General features: G+C 41.0%; 15 protein-coding genes and 1 other annotated feature. Of the genes, 8 read left to right on the plus strand and 7 right to left on the minus strand.

The genetic code is table 11. The features are described from left to right. Positions 1-27: 27 nt before the first annotated feature. Positions 28-660, minus strand: coding sequence for a GNAT family N-acetyltransferase (locus tag ASG46_RS18130; protein ID WP_056705495.1), 633 nt, complete (start codon positions 658-660; stop codon positions 28-30). Positions 661-815: 155 nt separating this feature from the next. On the opposite strand from ASG46_RS18130, the gene acsA reads away from it, so the two are divergent. Next, the gene (gene acsA / locus ASG46_RS18135) at positions 816-2,540 is read left to right on the plus strand and encodes an acetate--CoA ligase (protein WP_056705497.1); all 1,725 of its coding nucleotides are present in this window, start codon (positions 816-818) and stop codon (positions 2,538-2,540) included. Between the two features lie 59 nt (positions 2,541-2,599). Beyond that, positions 2,600-2,835, plus strand: a binding site (T-box leader). Between the two features lie 53 nt (positions 2,836-2,888). After that, positions 2,889-4,157, plus strand: coding sequence for a tyrosine--tRNA ligase (tyrS, locus tag ASG46_RS18140; protein ID WP_056705501.1), 1,269 nt, complete (start codon positions 2,889-2,891; stop codon positions 4,155-4,157). A 128-nt stretch (positions 4,158-4,285) separates the two neighbouring features. On the opposite strand, the gene ASG46_RS18145 is transcribed toward tyrS, so the two are convergent. Continuing rightward, the gene (locus tag ASG46_RS18145; RefSeq protein WP_007501790.1) at positions 4,286-4,627 is read right to left on the minus strand and encodes an antibiotic biosynthesis monooxygenase family protein; all 342 of its coding nucleotides are present in this window, start codon (positions 4,625-4,627) and stop codon (positions 4,286-4,288) included. A gap of 271 nt (positions 4,628-4,898) precedes the next feature. Here ASG46_RS18145 and ASG46_RS18150 point away from each other — a divergent pair, with 271 nt between their 5' ends. The 3 genes from ASG46_RS18150 (at position 4,899) to ASG46_RS18160 (ending at position 6,434) form a co-directional block, all read left to right on the plus strand. Further along, positions 4,899-5,477, plus strand: a complete 579-nt coding sequence (locus ASG46_RS18150; RefSeq protein WP_410551929.1) for an esterase/lipase family protein — start codon at positions 4,899-4,901, stop codon at positions 5,475-5,477. Between the two features lie 95 nt (positions 5,478-5,572). Further along, the gene (locus ASG46_RS18155) at positions 5,573-5,785 is read left to right on the plus strand and encodes a hypothetical protein (RefSeq protein ID WP_035702043.1); all 213 of its coding nucleotides are present in this window, start codon (positions 5,573-5,575) and stop codon (positions 5,783-5,785) included. Between the two features lie 49 nt (positions 5,786-5,834). Continuing rightward, positions 5,835-6,434, plus strand: coding sequence for a cysteine hydrolase family protein (locus tag ASG46_RS18160; RefSeq protein WP_138826271.1), 600 nt, complete (start codon positions 5,835-5,837; stop codon positions 6,432-6,434). A gap of 8 nt (positions 6,435-6,442) precedes the next feature. On the opposite strand, the gene ASG46_RS18165 is transcribed toward ASG46_RS18160, so the two are convergent. Further along, positions 6,443-7,006, minus strand: a complete 564-nt coding sequence (locus ASG46_RS18165) for a hypothetical protein (protein ID WP_056705513.1) — start codon at positions 7,004-7,006, stop codon at positions 6,443-6,445. 294 nt (positions 7,007-7,300) lie between these two features. On the opposite strand from ASG46_RS18165, the gene ASG46_RS21385 reads away from it, so the two are divergent. Next, positions 7,301-7,360 (plus strand): putative holin-like toxin, encoded by a 60-nt coding sequence (locus ASG46_RS21385; protein ID WP_231493310.1) that lies wholly within the window; start codon positions 7,301-7,303, stop codon positions 7,358-7,360. Between the two features lie 302 nt (positions 7,361-7,662). On the opposite strand, the gene rpsD is transcribed toward ASG46_RS21385, so the two are convergent. Beyond that, positions 7,663-8,265: a 30S ribosomal protein S4 gene (gene rpsD / locus ASG46_RS18170; protein WP_007501777.1), complete on the minus strand. Its 603-nt coding sequence runs from the start codon at positions 8,263-8,265 to the stop codon at positions 7,663-7,665. A gap of 310 nt (positions 8,266-8,575) precedes the next feature. Then, positions 8,576-9,076, minus strand: coding sequence for a GAF domain-containing protein (locus ASG46_RS18175; RefSeq protein ID WP_017358302.1), 501 nt, complete (start codon positions 9,074-9,076; stop codon positions 8,576-8,578). A gap of 126 nt (positions 9,077-9,202) precedes the next feature. Between ASG46_RS18175 and refZ the strand changes: the two genes are divergently transcribed. Next, the gene (gene refZ, locus ASG46_RS18180; RefSeq protein WP_008343081.1) at positions 9,203-9,868 is read left to right on the plus strand and encodes a forespore capture DNA-binding protein RefZ; all 666 of its coding nucleotides are present in this window, start codon (positions 9,203-9,205) and stop codon (positions 9,866-9,868) included. On the opposite strand, the gene hisJ is transcribed toward refZ, so the two are convergent. Next, a complete protein-coding gene (hisJ, locus tag ASG46_RS18185; RefSeq protein ID WP_035391115.1) occupies positions 9,838-10,653 on the minus strand; it encodes a histidinol-phosphatase HisJ in 816 nt (271 codons plus the stop codon). The genes refZ and hisJ overlap by 31 nt on opposite strands. 336 nt (positions 10,654-10,989) lie before the next feature. On the opposite strand from hisJ, the gene ezrA reads away from it, so the two are divergent. Continuing rightward, positions 10,990-12,693 (plus strand): septation ring formation regulator EzrA, encoded by a 1,704-nt coding sequence (gene ezrA, locus ASG46_RS18190; protein WP_035391116.1) that lies wholly within the window; start codon positions 10,990-10,992, stop codon positions 12,691-12,693. Between the two features lie 40 nt (positions 12,694-12,733). Here the strand turns inward: ezrA and brnQ are convergent, their stop codons facing one another. After that, positions 12,734-14,077 (minus strand): branched-chain amino acid transport system II carrier protein, encoded by a 1,344-nt coding sequence (gene brnQ / locus ASG46_RS18195; protein WP_035391117.1) that lies wholly within the window; start codon positions 14,075-14,077, stop codon positions 12,734-12,736. Positions 14,078-14,275: the final 198 nt, after the last annotated feature.

Below are 14,275 nucleotides of genomic sequence, written 5' to 3' on the forward strand. Positions count from 1 at the left end.
CCCTTTGCCAAAAAAACGAATTGAACGTTAATACATAAAGCGCTGATGGAAGCGAAGACGATCGAAACGCTCGATTGAATCTGGACTCACATGTTTTCCGATCCGTGCCATTAAACAATTGGCTGGATGTGAGCTAATCTCTGGCTCGTCTGTTGCAAACCAGACAAGACCGCCTGCGTTCATCATTTTCTCCATCATTTTGCGGTACTCCCACACGTTTTTCTTTGTCCCCTTTAAATCCCAATGCCAGTAATATTCAGTTGTAATGATAATGTAATTCTCCATTTGCTCATCCATCATGCTCACATCCAGTAAATGCTTGCCAAGTGAGCAGCCTCTGAATGGAGGAGCGACTTCAATGGCACCGAGCTCAATTAAATTGTCCATGTTGCCTTCTGACCAGCGTTCAAGCGGATCAGGGTACAAATACGTGACATAGCCTACGACAAGCTCATCCACCCTAGCAATGATAATACGTCCTTCAGGAAGATCTGCTATTTCAACAAGTGCTTGTTTCTGTTCCTCAGGCGTGCGAAATGCTGTTAGTCCTTCATGAAACGTATATTTCGCCAGCTCTGATGCAGGTACCGGTCCTTCAATCAGGATGGAACCTGTTTCTCGCTCAATGGTTTTTGAATAATAAGTTTTAGGATGCTCCACGTATCCACCGCCTCAAATTCTAGTGAGTCGTCTCTATTCTATCTTAAATCTTGCAATAATTAAAACGGTTTCATTAGAAGTTTTTTAAAAATTGAGAAAAAAAGTCATCTATACTATAATGGTCATTGTAAACGTATGCAAAGGGGGACTGTTTGATGAAAGTGGAAACGCTACCATCAGTAAAAGGGGACTATCATTTAAATGATTATGAGCAAGCATACAAAGAATTTTCATGGGAGGAAGCGAGAAAAAATTTCTCTTGGTATGAAACAGGAAAAGTAAATGCAGCTTATGAAGCGATTGACAGACATGCGGACTCGTTTCGTAAAAACAAGGTGGCGCTTCACTACAAAGATTCACAGCGGGATGAAAAGTATACGTTCAGGGATATGAAAATCAAGACAAACAAAGCAGGAAATCTATTAAGAGAACAGGCACATGTGCAAAAAGGGGATCGCGTGTTTATCTTTATGCCAAGATCACCTGAGCTCTATTTTCTACTGCTTGGTGCTGTCAAAATTGGTGCGATCGTCGGTCCGTTATTTGAGGCATTTATGGAAGGTGCCGTCAAAGATCGTTTAGAAAATAGTGAGGCAAAAGTGATTGTGACAACGCCTGATCTGCTTGAGCGGATTCCGTTTGCAGAACTTCCAAAGCTTGAATCCGTCATCATTGTCGGTGGTGAAAAAGAGGATGCAGGTGGTGTGCGGACGATTCACTTTGAAGAAGCATTTGAGCAGGCAGCGAAGGAACTTGAAATCGAGTGGATGGATGAAAAAGATGGATACCTGCTTCATTACACGTCAGGGTCCACTGGTACGCCAAAAGGTGTGCTCCATGTTCATGGGGCAATGGTGCAGCAAGGCCAGACGGGTAAATGGGTACTTGATTTGAAAGAAGAAGATGTCTACTGGTGTACAGCTGATCCAGGCTGGGTAACAGGGACGGTGTACGGTATTTTTTCTCCGTGGCTGAATGGAGCGACGAATGTGATTTTAGGCGGTCGGTTCAACCCTGATACGTGGTACGAAACCATTGAATCGTTTGGTGTGACCGTTTGGTACAGTGCACCGACAGCCTTCAGAATGCTGATGGGAGCAGGAGACGATCTCATTCAAAAATATGATCTCAGCTCACTACGTCATGTGTTAAGTGTAGGAGAGCCACTTAATCCAGAAGTGATCCGCTGGGGAGACGCTGTATTCGGTAAACGAATTCATGACACTTGGTGGATGACAGAAACAGGTGCACAGCTGATTTGTAACTATCCATGCATGGATATCAAACCAGGTTCGATGGGGAAACCAATTCCAGGCGTTGAAGCCGCGATTGTGGATAATGCCGGAAATGAACTTCCGCCATACCGGATGGGGAACCTTGCCATCAAAAAAGGCTGGCCGTCTATGATGCATACGATCTGGAACAATCCTGAAAAATATGAATCTTACTTTATGCCGGGAGATTGGTATGTTTCAGGAGATTCAGCTTATATGGATGAAGACGGATACTTCTGGTTCCAGGGACGTGTCGACGATGTCATCATGACGTCAGGAGAGCGGGTCGGTCCATTTGAGGTAGAAAGTAAACTGGTGGAACATCCGGCCATTGCAGAGGCTGGTGTCATCGGAAAACCAGATCCTGTGCGCGGTGAAATTATTAAAGCATTTATAGCGCTTAGAAGCGGATACGAACCGTCTGATGACCTGAAAGAAGAAATTCGTACGTTCGTGAAAAAAGGACTCGCTGCACATGCAGCACCGAGAGAAATTGAGTTTAAAGACAAATTGCCAAAAACACGCAGCGGTAAAATTATGAGACGTGTGCTAAAAGCGTGGGAACTGAATTTACCTGCTGGCGATCTCTCGACAATGGAAGATTAATCACTTCCATCAGTTGACTTGATATCAAAAGTATGTTAAAAATGACTTTAGTTGAATATGAAAAGGTTTTGACTGAGATTCAGTAGAATCATCTTTCCCTGTCCAAGAGAGCTGACGGCTGGTGCGAGTCAGTACAAAGAGATATTCGAATTACCCTCACGAACCGCTTTTACGAAAAGGAGCATATGCTATCTGATTAGTGAAAGAACGGATCTGTCCGTTATCAGTGTAAGTGAAAAGACGTGTTGTTTTGTCTTTTAAGCAGGGTGGTACCGCGATATATATCGTCCCTTCGTTCATTCGAAGGGGCGTTTTTTATGTTGAATTGTAAAAAAAGGAGATTTGGATATGAGTCAATTGATGGAAGAATTATCGTTCAGAGGATTAATTCAGCAACAAACAGATGAAGAAGGTTTAACAAAATTATTAGCAGAAGAAAAAATCAAGCTATACTCCGGCTTTGATCCAACAGCTGACAGCTTGCACATTGGTCACTTACTGCCAATTTTAACATTGCGCAGATTCCAAGAAGCAGGTCATCATCCGATTGCACTTGTTGGCGGCGCAACTGGACTGATTGGTGACCCAAGTTTCAAAAAAGCAGAACGTTCACTAAACCCAGCAGAAATCGTCGAACAGTGGTCAGAGAAAATCAAAGGCCAGCTCTCTCAATTCCTTGATTTTGAAGCAGGTGACAACCCAGCTGTCATCGTGAATAACTATGACTGGATCAGTCAAATGAATGTCATCACGTTCCTTCGTGATATTGGAAAGAACTTCGGTGTCAACTTCATGCTCGCAAAAGATATCGTCAGCTCCCGTATTGAAACAGGGATTTCGTACACAGAATTCAGCTACGTGATTCTGCAATCGTTAGACTTCTTGAGCCTTTACAGAAATGAAAACTGTAAGCTGCAAATCGGCGGAAGTGACCAGTGGGGAAATATCACATCTGGACTTGAGTTGATCCGTAAGTCTGAAGCAGAAGGCGCAAAAGCATTCGGTCTCACAATGCCGCTTGTGACAAAAGCAGACGGCACGAAGTTTGGGAAAACAGAAGGTGGTGCCATCTGGTTAGATAAAGAAAAAACATCACCATATGAATTCTACCAATTCTGGATTAACACAGATGACCGTGATGTCGTGAAATACTTAAAATACTTTACGTTCCTATCAAAAGAAGAGATCGCATCGTACGAAGAAAAAGTGCAAACAGCCCCTGAAAAGCGTGAAGCACAGCGCCGTTTGGCAGAAGAAGTCACAACACTTGTGCATGGCCGTGAATCACTAGAACAGGCAGTCAACATCTCAAATGCGCTATTTAAAGGCGAGATCAAATCTCTTACAGCAGAAGAAGTGAAAGTAGGCTTTAAAGATGTGCCATCAATGGAGAAAGACAGTGCAGAAGAATTAACACTTGTTGATGTTCTTGTCGAATCAAAACTGTCTCCATCAAAACGTCAAGCACGTGAAGATATTACAAACGGTGCGGTCTACATCAACGGAGAGAGACAAACCGACAAAGACTATGTCCTTTCAGCAGATGACCGAATTGAAAACCAATTTACGGTCTTAAGAAGAGGGAAAAAGAAATACTTCCTTGTGACGTATAAATAAATCCTTATGAAACAGTAAGTATCATGAAAAGCATCTCAAATGTTCATATACATTGAGGTGCTTTTCTTTTTTATTCAGAAGTAGGAATTAGGCTTTTACAGAGCGGTTTTCTCTCATTTGTCTGTTTCTTATTCAAGAAGTGAATCTTCGTTTGTATAAGCATGTTCTACCTTACAAATTCGGGTTGTATAGGATTCATACCAATCTTTTTTTCCTTTTTTTTGAACACGCTGATGTGCTGTATGTGCTTTCCATTCTTTGATGGCTGCTAATGAATCCCAGTAAGAGACAGTGATTCCAACACCATGTTCATCTCGTGCACTTTCTATTCCAAGAAACCCGTCTAGTTCTTTCGCTAATTGTTCCATTTTTTGAGCAGCAGCAGCGTATTCTTTCTGCTCAACATTTGTTCGTTTTGATGTGAAAATGACTGCATAGTAAGGTGGTGCAGGTGTTTGAGTAAATAGCATCTAGTAGAACCTCCTTTTGTCTATTCACATTATATATGAAAGATAGAGAGGCCCGTAGTCTTTTTGTTTTAATTTCAAAAAGACCATGGTGCTTTTTCATTAGGTATTGTGCTGTAAAATCATCTGATAAATATTACCTTGTTCACTTTTCTGTCATATTTTTCTTGTTTAAAATAGAGACGTATCAGAAAATTAAGGGGGAATGAACATGATCGTTTTAAAGAAAAGGAGTTTGCAAATTCTGATTGCGCTTGCCTTAGTGCTAGGTTCAATGGTCTTCATCCAGCCGAAAGAAGTCAAAGCGGCTGCGCATAATCCGGTTGTAATGGTACACGGCATGGGCGGTGCGTCTTATAACTTTGCTTCGATCAAACGATACTTAGTGACACAGGGCTGGGATCAAAACCAACTTTTTGCAATCGATTTCATAGACAAAACAGGTAATAACCTGAACAATGGCCCGAGGCTCTCTAGATTCGTCAAAGATGTACTAGCCAAAACGGGCGCCAAAAAAGTAGATATTGTGGCTCATAGTATGGGTGGTGCGAACACGTTATACTATATTAAAAACCTAGACGGCGGAGATAAAATTGAAAACGTCGTCACACTTGGTGGAGCGAATGGACTCGTATCACTCAGAGCATTACCAGGCACCGATCCAAATCAAAAAATTCTTTACACATCTGTCTATAGCTCAGCCGATCTCATTGTCGTCAACAGCCTCTCACGTTTAATTGGCGCGAGAAACGTCCTCATCCACGGCGTTGGACATATCGGTCTATTAACCTCAAGCCAAGTCAAAGGCTATGTGAAAGAAGGATTGAATGGCGGAGGACAGAATACGAATTAAAAAATGAAAAAGACAGCGATTTGTGCTGTCTTTTTTGATGTCATGGTTATATAGGGTCTACTAGGTGTTGCAGAAGGTTTTTAGGAGGATAAAAGATGACGCAAAAACTCAAACAATATTTCTTAGGCTACTTTCTCTATTTCCCATGTTCATTTCTGATTATCTATATGATCTGGATGGCAATCGTCAAATCAGTGCAATGGGCAGAAGTCATATCTAATTGTACATCCATCATTGGTATCTATTACTTAATAGCCAGTGTGTGGTTTGTCTTTTTACTGCAAAAACAGACAAAACATCGTACATAGCCAAATAAAAACATGTACAAATCAACCACCATTCCTTACACTACAAGTAATGATTCAGATTCTTTGGAGGTGGGGATTTGTGCAACAACATCAAAAGGCTTTGATTATGGTTGATGTACAGAAAGCATTCGAGCACGAAAAATGGGGAGAACGGAATAACCTAGATGCAGAGAAGAATATCAGTCGTCTATTGACGTTTTGGAGAGAAAAAGGCTGGACAGTCATTCATATTCAGCATACATCGGATCAGCCGCACTCCTTATTTCATCCAGCAAATGAAGGGCACTCCTTCAAAGAGATCGCCAAACCGCTAGATGAAGAAACGGTCATACAAAAGAAAGTCAACAGTAGCTTTATAGGTACAAACTTAGAGGAACAACTAAGATCAAACGAGATCGACACTGTTGTGATTGCTGGACTTACAACACCGCACTGCGTATCTACCACAACAAGAATGAGTGGAAACCTAGGCTTTGAGACATACCTCATGTCGGATGCAACAGCCGCCTTTGGACTCGCAGATCAAACCGGTACATACTATGATCCAGAAATGATCCATCGCCTTTCACTTGCAACACTGCATGATGAATTTGCGACTGTCCTGACAACAGAGCAGCTCATCACAAATTGGGCAAGCAAAAGCTCCTAGAATCATCTCTAGGAGCTTTTTGCTTGTTCATCCAGCGGCTGTTTTCGTTGTTCAATACTTGAGTATATGAGATCTATTCCAATAAATAAGAAGCTGACAAAGAAAGATAAAATGAGTGTGCCGTGCTCCAAAATGGAGATATTTACTAGTTTTATGTAAAGGACATACTTAATCGAGAGGTGTAAAACGATCCAAGAACTGATCCACTCCAAAGCAAAAGTCAGCCATGAAGGGAATTTGAGTAAATAAGCCAGCCCTTTGCCTATGAAAAGAAGAAAAGGCGACCAAAAAACCACGATTCCACTCACCAATAAAGAGAACGAGATGAAAGAGAAAAATGAATCATATGTGATGTAATCTCCAAAAAGATAGTTTATCCCTAAAGCAACGATGCACAGAATGACACTTGGAACAGCGATCACGAGACAGAGAGAAAAATAAAGCAGTAATATGAACGATATCGTAGCCAGTAGGTTTGGGGGTGCATCTATGACCTGCTTTTTTCTTAAAAGAGAATAGGCGAAAATAGACAAGAAAAAGAGAACGAAAATCATGACTATGGTAAAAAACATGGAATTCCTCCAGCTTAGTGCGTTAGAAAAAAATCTCTATCATCATTGTACCAATAGACAAACGGCAGCTAAATGATATTTTTTTCCTATAGTTGCATGTGGGAATGACAATCACGTAATGAAGCGTGAAGGTGGTTATGCTGCAAAGAAAGGTTTTTAAATATGGAAGGTAACTTCCAATGTTTTCATGTATAATAGAGAGCGTACAAATGTACGGCGTACTCAAAGGTGGTCTTGGCTAAATCCCCTTGAAAGGGGGTGCAGCCTATGTCAACTTTTCAAGCGTTGTCCCTTATGTTTTTATTTGGGATGTTTATTCTTGCTTTGTTGACGTATATAGACAAAAAGAAATAGACCACCCTTTGAGCCTAGACAACTTGTAGGGTAGGTCCATTTATTGTGTACCTTCTAGCCAGCTCACTTTGAGCCAAGCATTTGTGCATTGCCGGGATGTGACAGCATCCTGGCTTCTTTTAATTTACGCTACATCTATTTGTATTATAACATAAAAAGGATTTTGTTAAACACTGTCATACATCCACTCTCATCTAGTTAGGTGTTAGAACATGATGGAATACAAACAAAAAACCCTAGAAATCCTTGAACAATCAAGGTCTCTAGGGTTTGTTTGATCACTCTCTGAGAGAGCAATGAAATTAACGAGAGTAGAACTCAACGATTAGTTGTTCGCTGATTTCAGGCGCTAATTCAGAACGCTCTGGAAGACGAGTGAAAGTTCCTTCAAGCTTTTCAGCATCGAAAGTAAGGTATTCAGGTACGAAGTTGTTCACTTCAACTGATTCTTTCACAACTGCAAGGTTTTGAGATTTCTCACGAAGAGCAATCGTTTGACCTGGTTTCACAGAGAAAGATGGGATGTCTACACGGCTTCCATCAACAAGGATGTGACCATGGTTTACTAGCTGACGAGCTTGGCGGCGCGTACGAGCAAGGCCAAGACGGTATACTAGGTTGTCAAGGCGAGTTTCAAGAAGGATCATGAAGTTTTCACCTTGTTTACCAGGAAGTTTAGCAGCTCTGTCAAATAGTGTACGGAATTGACGTTCGTTGACACCGTACATGTGACGAAGCTTTTGCTTCTCTTGTAATTGTAAACCGTATTCAGATAGTTTTTTGCGTTGTCCTGGACCATGTGGGCCTGGAGCGTAAGGGCGTTTTTCAAGTTCCTTACCTGTTCCGCTTAATGAAATGCCTAAACGGCGGGAAATCTTCCAACTTGGACCTGTATAGCGAGCCATAATGTGACTCCTCCTTATTGTTTTTATTTGTGAAAAATAAAAACCGTCTGTTCTTTGTCTTTTCCGTCATTATGTTTTCATGCATCCTCGCTCCAGCAGCAGGGAGTTACAAGATGCACCTCCATATAGAAGGAACAAAATGATACAAAAAAGCCGAACAAAAAGGCTGCCATATTTCACACAAACTCTATTATATGACGCCAGATAGGAGAAGTCAACCTATTTAAAGAGGAGAATGTCAAACGTGGTCGGCATTCATCCGGGAAGAAAGCAAAATAAAAAAGCAGACACATTGTCTGCTTTTCAAGCATCATGACGCATCAGTAGAGGCTGATAACGCATTTTGGAGAACCTCTGTAAATTGAACTAAGTACGTTTCATCTATTTCATTGAAACGATCTTTCACTGGACTGTCAATGTCGAGTACCCCAATGATTTGTCCATTTACTTTAAGAGGGATCACGATTTCAGACTGCGATGCGGCATCACATGCAATATGACCAGGGAATGCATGCACATCAGCGATACGCTGTACATCACCTGTCGCAAATGCTGTACCGCAAACCCCTTTTCCAGAAGGAATGCGTACACATGCGGGCAGTCCGTTGAATGGACCAAGCACAAGCTCTCCGCCTTTTGCTAAATAAAATCCTGCCCAATTGACTTCAGGAAGCGAGTGATAAAGCAGCGCCGCAGCATTGGCTAGGTTGGCAATGAGATCAGGTTCACCATCCGTAATCGCTTCTACTTGCTTGATGAGTAATTGATAGTCTTTCGATGGATCACCAGACTGTTTTTCGACATGAAACATGAAAATCTCCTACTTTCTATCTCAAAAATACATAACTTGCGCTTCGCATGTGGGATTTGTCGAGCAATGATTAAAGGAACTTCCGCCTTCACCTTGAAGTATGTACACATGAAGAGGGGTGAGCGGATGAAAACATCAACAACCGTGCAAACAAAAGACCGTATTATTGAAGCTGCCATCAGACTTTTTAACCAAAAAGGATTTTCTGGAACCTCTGTCCGTGAGATTGCGAAGGAAGCAAACGTCAACGTTGCCCATATATCTTATTACTTTCAAGGAAAAGGAGGGCTGCTTGAGCAGCTCGTATCCGATTTTTATGAAGGCTATATTCAGATGATTGAATCGCACATCCAGCACATGGAAACCCGTCATGCAAAAGAATGTTTACTTCATGTGGTTTTTGATATTTTATCTTATCAGCATGAAAATCGTCAATTAACCCGTTTCGTTTATCGAGAAGTGACCATTGATTCAACGCTGATCAGGGAAATCATGTCCACCTATTTAACAAAGGAAAAATACTTGTTTCAGCTTATCATTGAAAAAGGAAAAAGCACCCATGTGATTTGTAAGCAGCTGTCACTCTCATCATTTATGATCCAGCTAAAATCACTTCTGATGATGCCTTATCTGCAGCCGCAATATTTAACAGAGGTGCTTTATATCAACCCAAATGAGCCTTACTTTTATCAAACGTACTATAAGGAACTGAGCCGGTCGCTTCATCATCTGTTAGAACCAAATGAACCCGCACTTGATCCTCACCTGAAACTCATGATGTCTTCAAATTGATCATATGCATACCCGAGATCTTCCGCTTGATGGGCATCAGACCCGAATATGAGCGGAATTTTTTTCTGTTTTGCAAGATCAATCATCCATTGATCTAAATAGATACTTCTGGCATATGTTTTACGAAGACCTGATGTATTAAAATCTAAGGACATGCCTTTTTTTGCCGTTTCTTCAAGACAAAGGGTAACCCTTTGACATAGTTCTGGCGACATTTCGTATGGGAAAAGTTGTTTGAATTTCTGGACAAGGGTGATATGACCGATTCTCTTTGGCTTATATGGACCTAAAGATGATAGAATAGAAGAATGAATTTGTTCATAGTAGTTTTGATAGACGTGTTCGGTGCTGCCATAGATGCTGATCAGCTGCTTGAAGGCGTGCTCATCAAAATCAAGACAAATATAATCATTGCCAGCAGGAAGAAAGTGAACAGATAAAATGCTATCGTCTAGTTCAGGGCCGTAGCAGTCTAAAAAGGCACTTGTTTCCTCTTCATACTCTTTGATATAGTCGACCTCAAGCCCAGTTTTTACTATTAACTGTCCTTTGTATTCCTGTTTCAGCTGATCCAGCTTCGTCAAATAGGCTTCAAGGTCTTGAAGCTTCATGGCACTATCCTGCTCAGGCGTTGGATCTCGAAACGAAGGAGGCAGCGGGGCATGCTCGGTAAAGGTGATGGAATCAAATCCCTTTTTGATTGCTTTTTCAATATAAGAATGAAAAGGATCAAGCGTACCGTGCGGGCAAAATGGCGTATGTAAATGTGCATCTTGTTTCAACATGTCGTCACCTCTTGTCGATATTTTGAAAAACGTCATGTTTATCAGCGAAAATAATGAAAAATCATGACCAAAAATGCTGGTTACATGGTATCATAATAACAATGAAAACGACAGCTTCCGCATACATAAAAACAGGTCACATCAATACATGTGATCAAATGATAGAAAGCCTGAATGACTTTCTTGAAAAAACATACATAAAACCGTGAATGGATCGTATTGGCAAAAATACAATCCTGCTTATAAAAAACAAATGCAAAGCGGACACGAAAGGGTTCTCAGGTCTACTCGGGACACTACCCTGACATCACTTAGATCACAACAAGGGGGCTCATTATGGAGTTTATCATCGGTTTAATTGTCATTTTGCTTGCTTTGTTTTCAGTCGGTTATTTCCTCAGAAAAAATATATATAAAGAGATTGACCGATTGGAAGCATGGAAAATTGAAATTTTAAACAGATCAATTGTAGAAGAAATTTCAAAAATCAAACATTTAAAAATGACCGGAGAAACAGAGCAGTTTTTTGAAAGATGGCGTGCAGAGTGGGACGATATCGTCACAGCCCATCTTCCAAAGGTAGAGGAGCTATTATATGATGCAGAGGAGTATTCTGATAAATATCGATTCTCCAAAGCGAAGCAAGTTCTTGCACATATAGGAGATCTGCTCACCGCTGCTGATTCAAACATCGAAGACATTTTAAAAGAGATTGCAGACCTTGTCACAAGTGAAGAGCAAAACCGAAAAGACATCGAGAAGGTCAAAGAGCAATATCAAACGGTACGAAAAAATCTACTTGCTTACAGCCATTTATATGGCACCCTTTATGACAAAATGGAGCAGGACTTGGACGAGGCCTGGGAAGGGATCAAGCAGTATGAAGAAGAGACAGAAAACGGAAACTACATGACAGCAAGGAAAATTTTGCTTGAGCAAGACCGCAGACTCGATCAGCTACAATTATATATCAATGATGTACCGAAGCTCATCGCAGACTGCAAACAAACGGTGCCAGGTCAGCTGACGAAGCTGAAAGACGGTTATAAAGAAATGACAGACAAAGGCTACAAGCTAGAGCACATCCAGATCACAAAAGAGCTGGAGAACTTGAATAAACAGCTGACCCGGGCGGAGAAACTGCTGATTGATGAACTCAATTTAGATGAAGCATCAAGCATTCTGCAAATGATTGATGATGCGATTCAGACGCTGTATGATCAGCTAGAAGCAGAAGTAGAAGCAGGTCAGGAAATCAAGAGCAAAATGCCTGAGCTGACCGAAGCATTTGAAAAACTTGAACAAGACCACACGCAGACAAAGGCAGAAACGGCTCTTGTGAAAGAAAGCTACAAGCTTACAGCAGGAGAGCTGGATCAGCAGAAAGCATTCGAAAAACGATTAGAAGAAATTGAAAAGCTCATGAAGCAAATACGAGAGAAGCTTGATCGTGACCATGTCGCATACACATTATTAATGGATGAAATCAATCAGCTTGAGACCTTTATTGAGGATGCCAAAACGCTTCATGAAGCGTTTAAAGATCACCTTCAATCGTTACGAAAAGAAGAATTACAGGCAAGAGAAACATTGGCTGAACTTAAAACCATGCTGACAGATACAGTGCGCCAGCTGCACAAAAGCAACATTCCAGGTGTACCTGCTGACATCAAAGACCGTGCTGAAAAAGCGCAGGAGATGGTTCAGCAAGTGCAGGAGCAGCTAGAGAATTTGCCGCTGAATATGCCAGCAGTGAACCAGCAATTAAAAGAAGCCTCTGAAACAGTCAGACATGTCGTTGATGAAACACATGACATGCTTCGTAAAGTGGATCAAATTGAACGGATTATACAATACGGCAACCGGTTTAGAAGTCAAAACCACATTCTTTCAGAGCAATTAAAAGAGGCAGAACGAAGATTTTATGCCTATGATTATAACGATTCATTTGAAGTGGCAGCAGCTGCTGTCGAAAAAGCATCACCTGGAGCCGTCCAGAAGCTTTTAACTCAGCAAGAAAAAGAATATCAGCATCAATAAAAAAGCTGAAGTCCTAAAATGGACTTCAGCTTTTTCCATGTTATGAAACTTGTTTTTGGCGTTCTTCTGAAGCAGAAGAAGTGAATAGAGAGATGACAAATCCAATCACGATTCCGAGTATGGCAGGTACAATCCAGCCAATGCCAAGGTCATATAGCGGCAAGATCGTTTGAAAGAGATCTTTCACAGGACCGATAGGCAGTTTAGCCGCTGCTAAACCGTCAAACAGACTGACGCAGCCAGTTAAAATCAAAGTAAGGACATACACAGGTCTTCTATGACCAAGCCATTTGTCAGCAAGTGATAAAACGATAATCACAATTGCTAACGGGTAAATCGCAGTTAACACAGGTACTGAAAAAGCGATAATATGAGCAAGTCCAAAATTTGAAATGATAAAACTGAATAATGTGACGAGTGTAACGACCATTTTATAAGAAAGTTTAGGTAATAAATTTGAGAAATACTCTCCGCACGATGTCACAAGACCGATACTTGTGGTTAAACAGGCAACCGTAATCGCCGCGCCTAACACAATATTACCTAAACTGCCAAAAAGAAATTGTGAAGACTGAGCCAAGATTTTACTACCATCTCCAACAAAACCAATGGCGTGTGTACTTGAAGCACCTAAATAAGCAAGTGATAGATAAACAAATGTTAATCCGCAAGCTGCAATTAGACCTGCTTTGATACAAGCAGAAGTGAGTGCCTTTTTACTTGTTACACCACGTCCTTTAATGGCGTTGATGACAACAACCCCAAACACAATAGATGCAAGAGCGTCCATGGTTTTATAGCCTTCTAAAAACCCTTTGAAAAATGATCCATTGCTATAGGACACATCAGGTGTGCCAATGACGCCCATCGGTGTCAAAATGGCTTTGACGATAATAATCAAAATGATCGTAAATTTAATCGGTGTTAACACTTTCCCTACACGATCCACAATTTTCGTTGGATTTAGCGCAAGATAATACGTAATACCAAAAAAGGCCAGTGTAAATAAAAAAAGTGAGAGCCAAGCTGGTACACCAGCTAAAAAGGGTAGTGCACCAATTTCATATGAAACCGTTCCTGTACGAGGAATAGCGAAAAGTGGCCCGATAGATAAATATAAAATGACGGTAAACGCTGTTCCAAAAGCTGGGTGAGCTTTATCAGCTAATCCTTTCGCATCTCGACCTGTCAAAGCGATTGCAATAATCCCTAGAAGAGGTAAACCGACACCTGTTAATAAAAATCCGCCCATTGCTTTCCACACATTTTGCCCAGCATATTGCCCAAGCTCTGGTGGATAAATCATATTACCGGCGCCGAAGAATAGAGCAAACAGCATAAAACCTATGATAACCGTATCTTTCGTCGACAAAGTTGCCTTCATTGCATTTAAAGCCTCCATTATTATGTTGAAATATTCTGTTAATTAGTTGCTAGGTAACCGTTCATCATTAACAATCACTAATTATAAAGGATGTACGCCTGATGTCAACATGTGTTTTCGTACAAAAGTCATGAATTTTTCTATTTTAGTATATGAAGAACAATAAAAAAACATCCCCTTCTTCTTTGGAAGGGGATG

This window comes from Bacillus sp. Leaf49, assembly GCF_001426125.1.
Taxonomy (GTDB): Bacteria; Bacillota; Bacilli; order Bacillales; family Bacillaceae; genus Bacillus; species Bacillus altitudinis.